Below are 13592 nucleotides of genomic sequence, written 5' to 3' on the forward strand. Positions count from 1 at the left end.
GATCCTTGTCGAAGCGAGGTCGCTAGTTTCCGTGGCGAATCTTGGGGGTTCGCAATCCCGACCAGGCGGCGTTGATCTCGGCGCCGACGAGAATGACGAGGGCGGTGAACCAGAGCCAGAGCAGGAAGATCACCGCGCCGCCGAGGGAGCCGTAGGTGGCGTCGTAGATTGCGATCCGCGTCACGTAGAACGAGAACAGCGAGCAGCCCGGAAGCCAGATCAGGGTCGCCGCCAGCGCGCCGGGAAGCATCCGGCGCGCGCGGCGCCAGGGTCCGCCCGGCTTTCTGTGCGGCACGAAGAAGTAGATCGTCGAGATCGAGCAGAATGCCAGGAGCGCCAGGATCGGCCATCGCACCAGGAGGAAGGCCGTCGCGCTGGCATGGCGGATGTCGAGCAAGGACAGGGCAACCGGCAGGGCCGCGATCGCCGTCAGCGCCAGGACGGCGAAGATGACGGCACCAAGGGTGAGCGCCAGGGAGATGCCGATCGAGACGAGAATGTTCCGATCGTCCTTGACCTCATAGGCAAAGTTCACGCCGCTCATCAGCGCCGCGATCCCGGCGCGGGAACTCCACAGCGCTATCGCGAAGCCGATCAGAAGGCCGGCATTGAGCTTTGCCGGCTCTTTTCCGGCAAGTTCCGTCAGCATGTCCAGAACGATCGGACGCGCTTCTTCGGGAAGGACCGATGCGATCTGGCTGGCGCGCTGCGACACACCGGTCAGGTCGAACAGCATGCCATAGATGGAAATGAAGATCGCTAGCGCGGGAAAGACCGCGAGAAAGCCATAGAAGGCGACGCCAGCGGCGATCAGCGCGTCATCATGGGCGATGAAGCGCTTCACCACGGTCGTGAACAGCTTCCAGGCTGTGAGATGAGGGGGGCGGCTGGTCCGCGTAAGGGCCCCGAACGGAGCGTCCAGCTTCGAAGTGCCGGGCTCCGACGCGGCGCGCTGATGGGAGGCGCTTGAACTCAGGTTCGCGTCCTTCATTCACCACCCCGATCGATCGTCGCGACGCGCTTGTCGGTCTCTTATTGCCTACTAGCCGGCTTCCGGCTCGAAGAGCAAGTTTCACCGTCCGGCCGTGCCGATCAGCGGCGGCGCGAGAGCGCCCAGCCCAGCAGCGATCCACCGACGAGGGCTGTCGCGGCCACCAGAGCGATGGCGAGACCCGGACGCGCCGTCGCCTCGCGCGCGATCGCCTTGCCGAAGGCGCCCGCGTCGCGCTCGCCCTGCTTGAACCGGCGCTCGGCCTCATCCGCCAGATCGTGGAAGACGCTGCGATAAGTTTCGCCGGCCTCGCTGGCCTGCCTTACGCCCTCATGTGCCGCGCGCCTGGCGCGGGTCGAGGCGGTGCTAGCCGCGGACTTGACCGCCTCGGCAGCGGAATCGAGCGTTGCGGTGCGTGCCATGGTCGGAACCTCCAAACGTTGTGTCGACGAAACAACGCGGCGGACCGGAAAGGGTTGCGCTCCCCTATTCAGCGCGGAGCAGACTCATGCCTTCGTCGGTCAGCGTGTAGCCAGCGACGCGGGTCTTGACGAGGCCGAGCTCGATAAGACGCTGCACGGCCTTGCCGTTCAGCCCGACATAGGGGCCGGGACGCGAGACGCGGACCAGCATCTTCAGTTCGATCGCCGAGAGATCGGCCTTGGTGAGGGCGGGCTTGGCATCGGTCATGTCGGCGTTTCCTTTCGTTGAAAGCCGCGCAAGATGGCCCTTCTGGCCACGGGGTCAAGCGGAAAGCATATTCCACGGCCCCGCGCTCAGACGGCGGTCTCCATCAGGCCACGCTTTTCGAGCAGCGCCTCCGGGTCGGGGTCACGGCCGCGGAAGGCGCGATAGGCTTCGTCGGGCCGGCGGCGATTGCCGGCTGAATAGACGAATTCCTTGAGACGGCCGGCGACTTCCGGATCGAACACGTCGCCCACCTCCTCGAAGGCCTTGAACCCATCGGCGTCGAGCGTTTCGGACCAGAGATAGCTGTAATAGGCGGAGGAATAGCCGTCTCCGGCGAAGACATGCTGGAAATGCGGCGTGCGGTGGCGCATCGCCATCGCCGCGGGCATGCCGATCTCGTCCAGTACCTTCTTCTCGAAGGCGACGGCATCCAGATTGCCGCCATCCGGCAGCAGATGCATTTCCAGATCGACCAGCGCCGAGGCGACATATTCGACGGTCGCGAAGCCCTGGTTGAAGGTACGGCTGGCCTTCAGGCGGCCGAGAAGTTCGGCCGGCATCGGTTCGCCGGTACGATAGTGGACGGCGAAGCGCTCCAGGATTTCCGGCCGCTCGAACCAGTGCTCATAGAGCTGCGAGGGAAACTCGACAAAATCGCGGCTGACGCTGGTGCCGCCGAGCAGCGGATAGGTGACGTTGGACAAGAGGCCGTGCAGCCCGTGGCCGAATTCGTGGAACAGGGTGCGGGCATCGTCGAAGGAGAGCAGCGTGGGCTCGCCATCGGCTCCCTTGGCGAAGTTCATCACATTGACGATGATCGGCCGGATGTCGCCGGCGAGCTTTTCCTGGCCGCGATAACCGCTCATCCAGGCGCCGCTGCGCTTCGAGGACCGGGCGAAATAGTCGCCGAGGAAAATGCCGGTGAGCGAGCCGTCGCGGTCGCGAACCTCGAAGACGCGCACATCGGGGTGATAGGCCGGGATATCGAAGCGCTCGGTGAAGGTGACGCCGAAAAGCCGCGTTGCCGTATCGAAGGCCGCCTCGATCACCTTGCCGAGCTGCAAATAGGGCTTCAGGCCGCTCTCGTCCAAATCGAACTCGGCCTTGCGGCGGCGCTCGGAATAATAGCGCCAGTCCCAGGCGGCGATGTCGAAATCCGCCCCCTCGGCTTTCGCGAGCGCCTGCAGTGCTTCGCGCTCAGTAATCGCCCGCTCGCGGGCCGGTGTCCAGACCGATCGAAGCAGTCCCATCGCCGCATCGGGCGTCTTCGCCATCGAATCGTCGAGGCGGAAATGGGCAAAGGTCGGATAGCCGAGGAGGCGGGCCATTTCGGCGCGCAGCGCGATCGTCTCGGCGATGATGCCGCGATTGTCGGTTGCACCGGCCTCGCCCCGCGACGTCCAGGCGGCAAAGGCCTTTTCGCGCAGGTCGCGCCGCGCCGAGAATTGCAGGAACGGCTCGATCGAGGAACGAGAGAGGGTGATGACGTATTTTCCGGGAAGGTCGCGGTCCTTCGCGGCCTGGGCGGCCGAGGCTATCAGGAAGTCCGGCAGGCCGGCCAGGTCCTCCCCCGCCTCCAGCACCAGCTTCCAGCTTTTCTCATCGGCCAGCACGTTTTGACCGAAACTCGTGCCGATCGTGGCAAGGCGCTCGGATATGGCGGCGATGCGGGACTTCGTTTCCGCGGGCAGGCCGGCGCCGGAGCGGACGAAGGCAGTGTGGTAGCGGTCGAGGACGCGCGCCTGCTCCTCGCTCAAGCCGGCGAAGCCCGCCTTGAACAGGGTATCGATCCGGGCGAAGAGCGCGTCGTCGAGATAGATCGCGCTGTAGTGGCGGGAGAGTTTCGGCGCGATCTCGGTCTCGATCGCATCCAGCTCGTCATTGGTGTTCGCACCGGTCAGGTTGAAGAACACAGAAGCGACGCGGTCGAGCGAACGGCCGGAGAGTTCAAACGCGTCGATCGTATTGGCGAAGGTCGGCGGCTCGGGATTTTCGATGATCGCCGCGATGTCGCGGCTGTGCTCGGCAAGCGCCGCCTCGAAAGCCGGCCGGTAATGCGCATTGGCGATTTGCGCGAAAGGCGGCACGCCGAATGGGGTCGTCCAGGAATCGAGCAGGGGATTGGTCTCGATCGGCGGATTGGCGGCGGTCATGCGTATCTCCGGGCGGGGCGTCGAAGCGAGAGATGGCGCGAAGCGATGGCGCGTTCAAGGCAATTGCACACGGCGCCGCTTATCGCCCGTCATAATCGGCCCTATAGGATGACGCCACCGCAGTACGAATCGAGCCAACCCATGCCTTCCTCCGAAGCCAAGCCGCGTGTCCTCGTCATCGGCGACGTCATGACCGACGTCATCGTCCGGCCTGAGGGACCGATTGTGCTCGGCTCGGACCGCCGCGCGAAGATCGACCTCCACCCGGGCGGCTCCGCCTCCAACCAGGCGGCCTGGCTGGCGCATTTCGGCGTGCCGGTCGCGCTGGTCGGCCGCGTCGGCCAGAGCGATCTCGCCCAGCAGGAGGCACAGTTCCGCGCCGTCGGCATCACGCCGCTGCTCTCCGGCGACGAGACGCGCGGCACCGGCATGCTGATCAACATCATCTCGCCGGATGGCGAACGCTCCTTCCTGACCGATCGGGGCGCCAACTTGGCCTTCTCCGGCCGCGACCTGCCGCTGTCGCTGCTGGCCGGTCTCGATCTCGTCCATGTCTCGGGCTATGCGCTGTTCGCGCCCGGACCGCGCGCGGCGGTGATGTCCTTTATCGCCGTGGCCCGATCGCGCGGCATCACCGTCACCGTCGATCCAGCTTCGGTCGGCTTCCTCGAGGAGGTCGGACCCGACAATTTCCTCGGCTGGACCCATGACGCGACGATCCTGTTCCCCAATGCCGAGGAGGCCGCCTGTCTATCCGGCCGGCGCGATCCGATGGAGCAGATCCGATTCTTGACCGATCGCTACGGCGTCGTCGCGATCAAGCGCGGTGCCGAGGGCGCGGAGGTGGCAACGTCTGCCGTGCGGCTTCGCGCCGCGCCGCCCACGGTCGAGGTCGTGGACACCACGGGAGCCGGCGACGCGTTCCTCGCCGGCTTCCTGGCGGCCCGCCTCGCCGGCGCTGGTCTGGAAGCTTGCCTTGCCAAGGCGGTCGATGCCGGCGCCAGGGCGACGACGAGGTTGGGCGGGCGGCCGTAACCGCTCGTCTGCGTCAATCGGGGAAGAGCGCCCGGACGCGCGCGGCGCGCCGCTGGGTCTTGCGGGTCTTCAGCATCATCTTCACAAAGCGGCGCACCTTCTGGAAAAGCGGCAGCTCGCTATCGTCTTCGCGTGCATCCAGCCATTTGGCGATCGTGAGCGCTTCGGCCGTGTGCGAGAAGATCTGGCGCACGAAACGCGCGATGACGGGATCGTTCAGATCGACCTTCACCGCATCGGAGGGCTTGGTCTCGATCTTGGTAAGCCAGAGGCTCATATAGACGGCGGCATCCTTGATGCTGCGCTCGCTCGCCGGCTGGAACGGGCCGCCCAGATAGCCTTCGAGGCCCTTGAGGAACGCATCCGCGCGCGGCCGGCTGGCCCTCCAGCGCGTCGCATGGGCAATGGCGGCAAACACCGCCTTTTCACGCAGCCCCTGATACTCGACCTTGTTCCAGCGCGCCGGATGGATCTCATGCAGCAGGAAGGGCGCCGGCACGAATTCCACCTCGCGGTGAAGCGAGGCGACGACCGGGATCAGAACATCCCAATAGGGCGTTCCAAGCTGGAAGGCGCAGACATCGGGATCGGCAGCAAGCTCGGCGAGGGCGCCGGCCGAGAAGAAGAGACCGTCGATGCCGCGATTATAGCTGCCGATGACGCTCGACCCCGAGGAGGAGACGTCGAGGCGGCGGGCCAGCAGCACCTTGCCCGGCTGGTTGAGGATCACCGAGGCGGCGTCGCAGCGGAGCATGAAGATGTCGGCATTGACGATCGCACCAGGCGCATCGCCGAAATAGGCGAAGAGGGGCTCGAAATTCGGGCCGTATTTGTTCGGATAGACCCCGCCGGGCGGCACTTCGCGGATCTCGACAGTCGGATAGCCCTTGATCCCGGCCGCTTCGCCCTCACGATTGATCGAGACGACGCGGAAGCCGTTCGCCTCGAAGGATTGAACCGCGTCGGCAATGGTCAGGCCGACGCGGGAGAGTTGGCGTGCTTCGTCATCGCCACCGAAGCGCGGCGGGATCGAGGTCACGAGGACGATTGTGTCGCTCGTCATCAAATCTGCCCCCAAGAGCGCGCGCCGCGCCCGCGATGCGCCTCAGGCTCGTGCCGCGGCCCCGGCGACGATCGTATCGAAATAGAGCTTCAGGAAGCGCTCGGCGTCGCCGTCGATGCAGATCGCGTGATCCGGGCGGCCGCTCCAGGCATTCTCATGGAACTTGCGGCTGTTGGGCTGCTGGATCGTCTGGCCGATCGCAATACCCTCGGTCACCACGCGCAGCGGACCCAAGCGCGTCGTGAACAGGGTCGGATCGAGCAGATAGGCGACGGCGGAGGAATCATGCACCGGGATGCCTTCGAGCCCTGTCGTTGAGCTGTAGAAGTTGGCGTAGAAGCGGGTGATGTCCCAGATGAACTGTCCGGCCTTGCCGCCCGCATCGCGTAGCGCTTCTAGATAGGCAACGCTCATGACCGCTTCCTGCGTCACGTCGAGCCCGACCACGGTGATCGGCCAGGCGGCGCCGAAGATCTCGTCGGCGGCGTGCGGATCGCCGATGATGTTGGCTTCGGCGACCGGCGTCACATTGCCGGAATGGCCCTTGTAGCCGAAGGCGCCGCCCATGATGACGATCTCGCGGACCAGCGGAACGATGCCCGGATCCTGCCGCAGCGCGAGCGCGAGGTTGGTCATGCGCCCGACGGCGACGATGGAGATCTCGCCCGGATTGTCGCGTACGGTCTTGATGATGAATTCATGGGCCGGCAGCTCGTGAACCTTCGAACGGATCACATCCGGAAGCGGGATATCACCAAGGCCGTTTTCGCCATGGACATAGGTCGGCGGCGCGGTCGGCTCCATGACGACCGGACGGCCGGCGCCCTGAACGACGGGCGCTGCGATATCAAAATAGTCCTTCAGGAACAGCCCATTGCGGGTCGTCGTCTCGATCGTCGCATTGCCCAGCACGGTGGTTATGCCGACGAGATCGACGTCGGGTGAATATTCCAGGAACAGCAGCGCCATGGCGTCGTCAACGCCGGGATCCGTATCGTAAATGACCTTCTTCGGTGCCATGTTTGCCTGCTTTGCGTGGGGCGCCGTTTGACCGGCGGGAAGCCCATGGGCTAACCCGCCCGGCCCCGTTCCGCAACCCTTAGAACTTTTAAAGAAAGCTCTGCGGATCGATATCGACCTGAACCTTGACGCTGCCGCGAGGCGGTGGCGCCGCTGCGAGCCAGCCGCGCAGGAAGTCCTGCAGGTCGAAGCCGCGCGGCGCCTGGACCAGCAGGCGGAAGCGGTGGCGGCCACGCAGCACGGCCAGCGGCGCCTCCGACGGGCCCAGCACCATGGCGATCGTGTCGATCGGGGCGGCGCGTCGCAGCGTTCCGGCATAGGCATGAGCCCCGGCCCGGTCGGCGGCCGAGACGATGATGCCGGCGAGGCGGCCGAACGGCGGCAGACCCGAGACACGGCGCGCCTCGATCTCCCGCGCATAGAAGGCCTCGCGATTGCCAGACGCGATCGCCGCGATCACGGGGTGTTCGGGAGCATAGGTCTGGAGATAGGCATGGCTGTCGCCGCCAGCCCGTCCGGCACGTCCCGTCACTTGCGCGAGCAGCTGGAAGGTACGCTCCGCCGCGCGCGGATCGCCCTGGGCGAGGCCGAGATCGGCATCGACCACGCCGACAAGGGCGAGCAGCGGGAAATTATGCCCCTTGGCGACGAGCTGGGTGCCGATGACGATGTCGGCCTCGCCGCGCCGGATCGCTTCCAGCTCATCTCGCATGCGCTGGACGCCGCCGAGAAGATCACTGGAGAGCACGATCCGCCGCGCCTCGGGAAAGCGGGCTGCCACCTCCTCGGCGATGCGCTCGACGCCGGGACCGCAGGCAACGAGGCTGTCCTCGGCGTCGCAGACCGGGCAACGGTCCGGCCGTGCTTCGCTGTGACCGCAATGATGACAGACGAGCTGGCCGCGGAAGCGGTGCTCGACCAGCCAGGTGGAGCAATTGGGGCATTGGAAGCGATGGCCACAATGGCGGCAGAGCGTCAGCGGCGCATAGCCGCGTCGGTTCAGGAACAGCAACGTCTGCGACTTCGCCGCCAGCGTCGCCTCCATCGCCTGAACCAGCACAGGTGACAGGAACGAACCCTTCTCGGGCGGATGGAGACGCATGTCGAGCGCACGGATTTCCGGCAGCTTCGCGGCGGCAAATCGCGTCGTCAGCTCGATGCGGCGATAGCGGCCCTGATCGGCATTGACGCGGCTCTCAATCGAGGGCGTCGCCGAGGACAGAACCACGGGAAATCCGCCGATATGGCCACGCACCACCGCCATGTCTCGGGCATTATAGGTGACGCCTTCCTCCTGCTTGTAGGCGCCGTCATGTTCCTCGTCGACGATGACGAGGCCGAGCTTCGGGAAAGGCAGGAAGAGCGCCGAACGCGCGCCGACGACCGCCTTCGCCTCGCCGCTCGCCACCGCCCGCCAGACGCGTTCACGCTGGCGCGGGGATACCTCCGAATGCCATTCCGCCGGCCGCTCGCCGAAGCGGCGGGCGAACCGATCGAGAAAATCCGTGGTGAGCGCGATCTCGGGCAGCAGGATCAGCGTCTGCCGACCGCGGCGCAGTGTTTCTGCCACGGCCTCGAAATAGATCTCGGTCTTGCCCGAACCGGTGATGCCGTCGAGCAGGGTCACGCCATATCCGCCCTCGGCGGCCATCTTTCGCAGCGCCTCAGCCGCCTCGCTCTGGCCGTCGTCGAAACGCGGCCGGGCGTGGTCGGGATCGGGTGGAAGGGTCGCCGGCGGCGGCGGCAGATGCAGGACGGCGAGGCTGCCCGCCTCGATAAGGCCGGAGACGACGCCCGACGAGACGCCCGCCGCGGCCGCGAGGGCCGGGCGCGACCATGGCGCGCCATCAGCGGCGATGTCGAGCACGCGGCGGCGAGCCGGCGTCAGGCGCTCCGGCGGCGGACCGGCGATGCGGACCGCCTCGACAGCGCGCTCGGGCTCCAGCGCCCCCGGCGCGCGCAGCACCATGCGCAGGACCATGCCGCGGGGGGTCAGCGTGTAGTTCGCGACCCAGTCGACGAATTTGCGGATGGTCGGATCGAGCGGCGGCGCGTCATAGCGATGGGCGACCGGACGCAGGCGGTTATGGCCGACCGAGCCATCCGGCACATCATCCCATACGGCTCCGACGATCTCGCGCGGGCCCAGCGGCACACGGACGATGTCGCCGGGGGCAAGCTCCAGGCCATTCTGCACGCGGTAGGTATAGGGTCCGTCGACCGCGACCGGCAGCAGAACCGAGACCGTACGGCCGACATCCACGGGGCGCATCCTTTCAGCAGAGTTGCGGAACATGGCCCCGCCGGAGCCGAAAGGAAAGGGCGAACGACCCAGCGAACCCAGCCCTCCCTTCTTAAGGAACAACGCAGAGTTCTCATGGTATTTTAGAAAGCGAATCAGCGATTTCCCGTGAAATCGCCGCATTCGTCGGTCACTCGCTCGCAAGGGGCCGGACGTTCCGGCCGGCCGTTATCAAGGGATACCAGGACGAGCATGGCGAGACCGCTCACGCGCCGAGACCGCATCGAGCCTGTGATGGACAGGCCCCGCGAGAGTTCGGACGAGGATCTCGATATCGGCCTCAGCGAGGACGACCGGCCGGCGGGCAGCTCGGGCGGGCGAGAGAAGCGATCGCGCCGGGGAGGCGCACGGCGCGTCGCCGACGACATCGAGGACGCGGAGTTTTACGACATCGAGGAAGTAGCGCCGCGCCGCGCCCGCGAACGCCGCAAGCCGAAGCCAGAACGGCGGCGGCGTGGTTCCGGCGGCGGCGGTTTTTCGCTCTTCCGTCTTTTCCGACGCACGGTGAAATGGGGCATCATCCTCGGTGTCTGGGGAACCGTGCTCGTCGTCGGCGCACTCGCCTATTATGCGAGCCAGATGCCGTCGTCGGCCGATTGGTCGGTGCTGCCGAAGCGGCCGCCGAACATCAAGATCCTCGCCAATGACGGCTCGCTCATCGCCAATCGCGGCGATACGGGCGGCGAGTTCGTGCGCATCGAGGATCTGCCGCCCTATCTGCCGGAGGCCGTAATCGCGATCGAGGATCGCCGCTTCTACAGCCATTTCGGTGTCGATCCGATCGGCCTTGCTCGCGCCTTCTATACCAATGCCCGCGCCGGCGGCGTCGTCCAGGGCGGCTCGACGCTGACCCAGCAGCTCGCCAAGAATTTGTTCCTGAAGCCGGAGCGCACCTTCGAGCGCAAGCTGCAGGAAGCGATGATGGCGCTGTGGCTTGACGCCAAATATTCCAAGCAGCAGATCCTCGAAGCCTATCTGAATCGCGTCTATCTCGGCGCCGGGGCTTACGGCGTCGACGCGGCGGCGCGGCGTTATTTCGGCAAATCGGCCCGCGACGTCACCCTGAAGGAGGCGGCGGTGCTGGCCGCGCTCCTGAAGGCGCCGTCGCGTTATGCCCCAACCAGCGATCCCGACGCGGCCGATGCCCGCGCCAAGCTCGTTCTGGAAGCCATGCAGGATCAGGGCTTCATCACGGCCGACCAGGAAAAGCAGGCAGCCACCGTCGCGGTCGTTGCTCAGGCCGAGGGCGAAGGCGGCGGCGGCCGCTATGTCGCCGACTGGGTGGCGGATCTCGTCCCCGACGTCGTCGGCGCCCTTGATCAGGACGTCGTCGTCGAGACGACGATCGACTCGCATCTCCAGGATGCGGCCGGACGAGCGATCACCGAATCGCTCGACAAGAGCGGCAAGACCTATGGTGTCAGCCAGGGCGCATTGGTCGCGCTCGACGGCACCGGCGCGGTCCGCGCCATGGTCGGTGGGCGCGACTACCAGAAGAGCCAGTTCAACCGCGCGGTCGAGGCGAAGCGTCAGCCGGGATCGGCCTTCAAGCCCTTTGTCTATCTGACGGCGCTTGAATTCGGTCTGACCCCGGACACCGTCCGCGTCGACCAGCCGACGCGCATCGGCAAATGGGAGCCGAAGAACTACGAAAAGACCTATCGCGGCCCGGTCACGCTGCAAACCGCGCTGGCGCTCTCGATCAACACGATCGCCGTCCAGCTCGCCAACGAGGTCGGTCCCGACACGGTCGTCGCCACGGCGCACCGGCTCGGCATCACCTCGCAATTGCAGCCCAATCCCTCGATCGCGCTCGGCACGTCCGAGGTGAGCCTGCTTGAACTGACCGACGCCTATGCGCCCTTCGCCAATGGCGGCTTCGCCGTGCCGCCGCATGTCATCACGACGGTGACGAGCGTCGACGGCAAGGTCCTCTACCAGCGGCCGGCCTACAAGGCGACGCAGGTCATCGACCCGACCAATGTCGGCATGATGAACACCATGCTTTCCGATACGCTCTCGCGCGGAACCGGCCGCAAGGCCGCGATCGCCGGCTGGCCGGCGGCGGGCAAGACCGGCACGACGAACGATTCGCGCGACGCCTGGTTCGTCGGCTACACCGCGAACCTCACGGCCGGCGTATGGCTCGGCAATGACGATTTCAAGCCGACCAAGCGCATGACGGGCGGCAGCTTGCCGGCGCAGATATGGAACCGCTTCATGGTCGAGGCGCATCAGGGCGTCGCGGTCGCGAATCTTCCCGGCGACTATAGCTACCAGAATGCCAGCCATTACCAGACCTTCGGCGACGACCAGCAGGGTGGCCAGGAGGGTCTTTCGGACATGCCGCAACCCGGCACCGGTGGCCTCGTCCCGCCGGATACGCAGACCACGGGCAGCACGCAGCCCGTCTATGGGAATGATCCGGAGTCGGGTGACGGCCCGGTCGCGCCCTCGGTCGCGAACGATCCCAATTATCTCGCCAATGGCTCGCCGCCGATCCACCGCGAATCGATCTTCGATGGCGACAATGCCGGCGGCCCCGTGCCTCCCGCCAATGTCGGCCAGGGTGGCAATGACGGCTATTACGAAGCGCCGCCACGCCAGGGTGGGTTCCTGCGCCGCCTGTTCGGCGGCGGCTAGTCGAACGCCAAGAGTGGACTTTCTGGCGCTAGCATGACTTTCTGCGCGCGTCATCGATTCCGGGCGCCGGCTTGCGGCGCCGCCTGACCGCGGAGCCGTCCTTGGGCGAAAAACGCAGCCTTTATGTCGAACTCGGGGTCGATCCCGACACCAGCGCGGCCGAGATTGACAAGGCCTATCGCCAGAAGGCTCGCAAGGCCCATCCCGATACCGGCGGCAGTTCCGCGGCCTTCCATACGCTCGCTCACGCCTATGACGTTCTCTCCGACCCCGATCGCCGCAAGGCCTATGACGAGACGGGCTATGAGGGCGAACTGATCGCGGAGAACATCGCCGCCCGCGCGATGGAGCGCATCCATGAACTGGTCGCCTCCGTCCTCGACAGCGAGTTACCGTTTGAATCCGTCGACCTCGTCGCCGCCATCCGCGACACGCTCACCAAGCAGAAGGCGGAGATCGCCGTCGGCGTGAAGAAGCTGGAACGGCAGGCGAAGCGGGCCGAATTGATGGCGGCGCGCTTCCGCAAGAATTCCGGCGACAATTTCATCCGCGGCCTGCTGGAGCGGCGCGCCGCCGACACAAGGCAGAGCGCGGAGAAGACCCGGCACGAGGAGGCCGTCTTCGCCAAGGCGATCGAGCTTTTGGCCGATTATTCCTTCGAACACGAGAAGCCTGCGAAACGGCCGACCGATGCGGCTGCCCCCCGGCCGGCACTGTCCAGAGCCGGCGAGCACCCGGCGGCCGGGTCTCAGGCGAAATAGTTGCGGATAAAATCCCGTTCGATCGCCAGATTGGCGATCTCGTCCGGATCGCTGCCGTCATAGATCAAGGTGTAAGGGCCCCGGAAGCCAGCCGCCGTCGCGGCGGCGAGGCAGTTTGCATAGTCTTCCTCATCGAGTTGGCCGTCGCTGAAATCGCCCTTGGCGTGACAACAGATGGCGATTCGGAAGATCGCTTTCAGATCCTCATATTTGCCGGGACCGGACCAATTGCCGAAATCGCCGTTGAGCCCGACGGCGCCGTCCAGCCTATAGAACAAGCTATGGACCTCGGCCGGGGTCGAAAGAAAATCGAACCAGTTCTCGGTCACGATCCGAACGCCGAGCGTCTCGCCCTGCCGCGCCAGCCGCCTGAGACCTACGACACTGCGCCCCAGCGTCTCCGCGGAATGCTTAGCCTTACCGGCAATCACCCGCGCCTGCTCGGCGCCGAGTTCGGCGGCCGTCTCGATCCATCTGCCGATCCAGGCGAGATCGCGCTCGGCGGTCGCTGGATTGGTGATGTCGCCATATTCGACCAGCAGCGTCTGCAGCGTGATGCCGCTGGCCGCGAGCGCGGCCCGTAACTCCGCAAGATAGACGGGATCGCGGTTGGCGATATGGAACGAGCATATCTCGACGCGATCGATGCCGAGGCCGCGCACCAATTCGGGCATGTCAAGCAGGGAGATCCGCCCTTCGCCATAGGTCGGCTGCGGCGTCGGCGTCGCGACATCGTGATCGGGACGGTTCGGAAAGGTGAGGCCGAGCGTCCGGTGCAGGCTCCAGCTGGAAACGGCGAGGGGTGGCGAAGGAGCCGTCATCGGCATTCTTTCGGACGGGGTTGGGGCGTCGAACGCGGCAAGGCGGATTATCGCTCAGTGGCCTCATGGGCCGCCGATATTGAGCGAGCGCCGCTTGGCGCGCAATGAGCCAC

At 66.0% G+C, this 13592-nt stretch carries 11 protein-coding genes; 3 read left to right on the forward strand and 8 right to left on the reverse strand.

Features of this window, described 5'->3' with window-relative positions; translation table 11 throughout:
- Window positions 1-22 precede the first annotated feature (22 nt).
- The 4 genes from OSH05_RS08815 to OSH05_RS08830 all read right to left on the reverse strand — a co-directional run bounded on the left by OSH05_RS08815 (window position 23) and on the right by OSH05_RS08830 (window position 3834).
- Window positions 23-991: a YihY/virulence factor BrkB family protein gene (locus OSH05_RS08815; protein WP_104219550.1), complete on the reverse strand. Its 969-nt coding sequence runs from the start codon at window positions 989-991 to the stop codon at window positions 23-25.
- 101 nt (window positions 992-1092) lie between these two features.
- Window positions 1093-1413: a hypothetical protein gene (locus tag OSH05_RS08820; protein WP_104219549.1), complete on the reverse strand. Its 321-nt coding sequence runs from the start codon at window positions 1411-1413 to the stop codon at window positions 1093-1095.
- 64 nt (window positions 1414-1477) lie between these two features.
- On the reverse strand, window positions 1478-1681 hold the full coding sequence (locus OSH05_RS08825) for a hypothetical protein (RefSeq protein WP_104219548.1): 204 nt from the start codon (window positions 1679-1681) through the stop codon (window positions 1478-1480).
- 86 nt (window positions 1682-1767) lie between these two features.
- Window positions 1768-3834: a M3 family metallopeptidase gene (locus tag OSH05_RS08830; RefSeq protein ID WP_104219547.1), complete on the reverse strand. Its 2067-nt coding sequence runs from the start codon at window positions 3832-3834 to the stop codon at window positions 1768-1770.
- Window positions 3835-3975: 141 nt separating this feature from the next.
- Between OSH05_RS08830 and OSH05_RS08835 the strand changes: the two genes are divergently transcribed.
- The gene (locus OSH05_RS08835; RefSeq protein WP_104219546.1) at window positions 3976-4869 is read left to right on the forward strand and encodes a carbohydrate kinase family protein; all 894 of its coding nucleotides are present in this window, start codon (window positions 3976-3978) and stop codon (window positions 4867-4869) included.
- A gap of 13 nt (window positions 4870-4882) precedes the next feature.
- Here the strand turns inward: OSH05_RS08835 and OSH05_RS08840 are convergent, their stop codons facing one another.
- The 3 genes from OSH05_RS08840 to OSH05_RS08850 form a co-directional block, all read right to left on the reverse strand.
- Window positions 4883-5932 (reverse strand): hypothetical protein, encoded by a 1050-nt coding sequence (locus OSH05_RS08840; RefSeq protein ID WP_104219545.1) that lies wholly within the window; start codon window positions 5930-5932, stop codon window positions 4883-4885.
- A gap of 42 nt (window positions 5933-5974) precedes the next feature.
- A complete protein-coding gene (locus OSH05_RS08845) occupies window positions 5975-6952 on the reverse strand; it encodes a nucleoside hydrolase (protein ID WP_104219544.1) in 978 nt (325 codons plus the stop codon).
- Between the two features lie 88 nt (window positions 6953-7040).
- Complete coding sequence (locus OSH05_RS08850; RefSeq protein WP_104219596.1) at window positions 7041-9248, reverse strand: primosomal protein N'; 2208 nt, start codon at window positions 9246-9248, stop codon at window positions 7041-7043.
- 198 nt (window positions 9249-9446) lie between these two features.
- Here OSH05_RS08850 and OSH05_RS08855 point away from each other — a divergent pair, with 198 nt between their 5' ends.
- Window positions 9447-11897, forward strand: a complete 2451-nt coding sequence (locus OSH05_RS08855) for a transglycosylase domain-containing protein (RefSeq protein WP_207778759.1) — start codon at window positions 9447-9449, stop codon at window positions 11895-11897.
- 101 nt (window positions 11898-11998) lie between these two features.
- Window positions 11999-12658 (forward strand): DnaJ domain-containing protein, encoded by a 660-nt coding sequence (locus OSH05_RS08860; RefSeq protein WP_165801606.1) that lies wholly within the window; start codon window positions 11999-12001, stop codon window positions 12656-12658.
- Here OSH05_RS08860 and OSH05_RS08865 read toward each other — a convergent pair.
- On the reverse strand, window positions 12646-13479 hold the full coding sequence (locus tag OSH05_RS08865; protein ID WP_266352124.1) for a sugar phosphate isomerase/epimerase family protein: 834 nt from the start codon (window positions 13477-13479) through the stop codon (window positions 12646-12648). The genes OSH05_RS08860 and OSH05_RS08865 overlap by 13 nt on opposite strands.
- Between the last annotated feature and the right edge of the window lie 113 nt (window positions 13480-13592).

Origin of the sequence: Kaistia algarum (assembly GCF_026343945.1) — a bacterium.
Lineage (GTDB): Bacteria > Pseudomonadota > Alphaproteobacteria > Rhizobiales > Kaistiaceae > Kaistia > Kaistia algarum.

Bases quoted from the DNA above. Each gene is read 5' to 3' on its own strand.
- OSH05_RS08815 (WP_104219550.1), bottom strand. From the start codon at position 991: ATGAAGGACGCGAACCTGAGTTCAAGCGCCTCCCATCAGCGCGCCGCG.
- OSH05_RS08820 (WP_104219549.1), bottom strand. From the start codon at position 1,413: ATGGCACGCACCGCAACGCTCGATTCCGCTGCCGAGGCGGTCAAGTCC.
- OSH05_RS08825 (WP_104219548.1), bottom strand. From the start codon at position 1,681: ATGACCGATGCCAAGCCCGCCCTCACCAAGGCCGATCTCTCGGCGATC.
- OSH05_RS08830 (WP_104219547.1), bottom strand. From the start codon at position 3,834: ATGACCGCCGCCAATCCGCCGATCGAGACCAATCCCCTGCTCGATTCC.
- OSH05_RS08835 (WP_104219546.1), top strand. From the start codon at position 3,976: ATGCCTTCCTCCGAAGCCAAGCCGCGTGTCCTCGTCATCGGCGACGTC.
- OSH05_RS08840 (WP_104219545.1), bottom strand. From the start codon at position 5,932: ATGACGAGCGACACAATCGTCCTCGTGACCTCGATCCCGCCGCGCTTC.
- OSH05_RS08845 (WP_104219544.1), bottom strand. From the start codon at position 6,952: ATGGCACCGAAGAAGGTCATTTACGATACGGATCCCGGCGTTGACGAC.
- OSH05_RS08850 (WP_104219596.1), bottom strand. From the start codon at position 9,248: ATGTTCCGCAACTCTGCTGAAAGGATGCGCCCCGTGGATGTCGGCCGT.
- OSH05_RS08855 (WP_207778759.1), top strand. From the start codon at position 9,447: ATGGCGAGACCGCTCACGCGCCGAGACCGCATCGAGCCTGTGATGGAC.
- OSH05_RS08865 (WP_266352124.1), bottom strand. From the start codon at position 13,479: ATGACGGCTCCTTCGCCACCCCTCGCCGTTTCCAGCTGGAGCCTGCAC.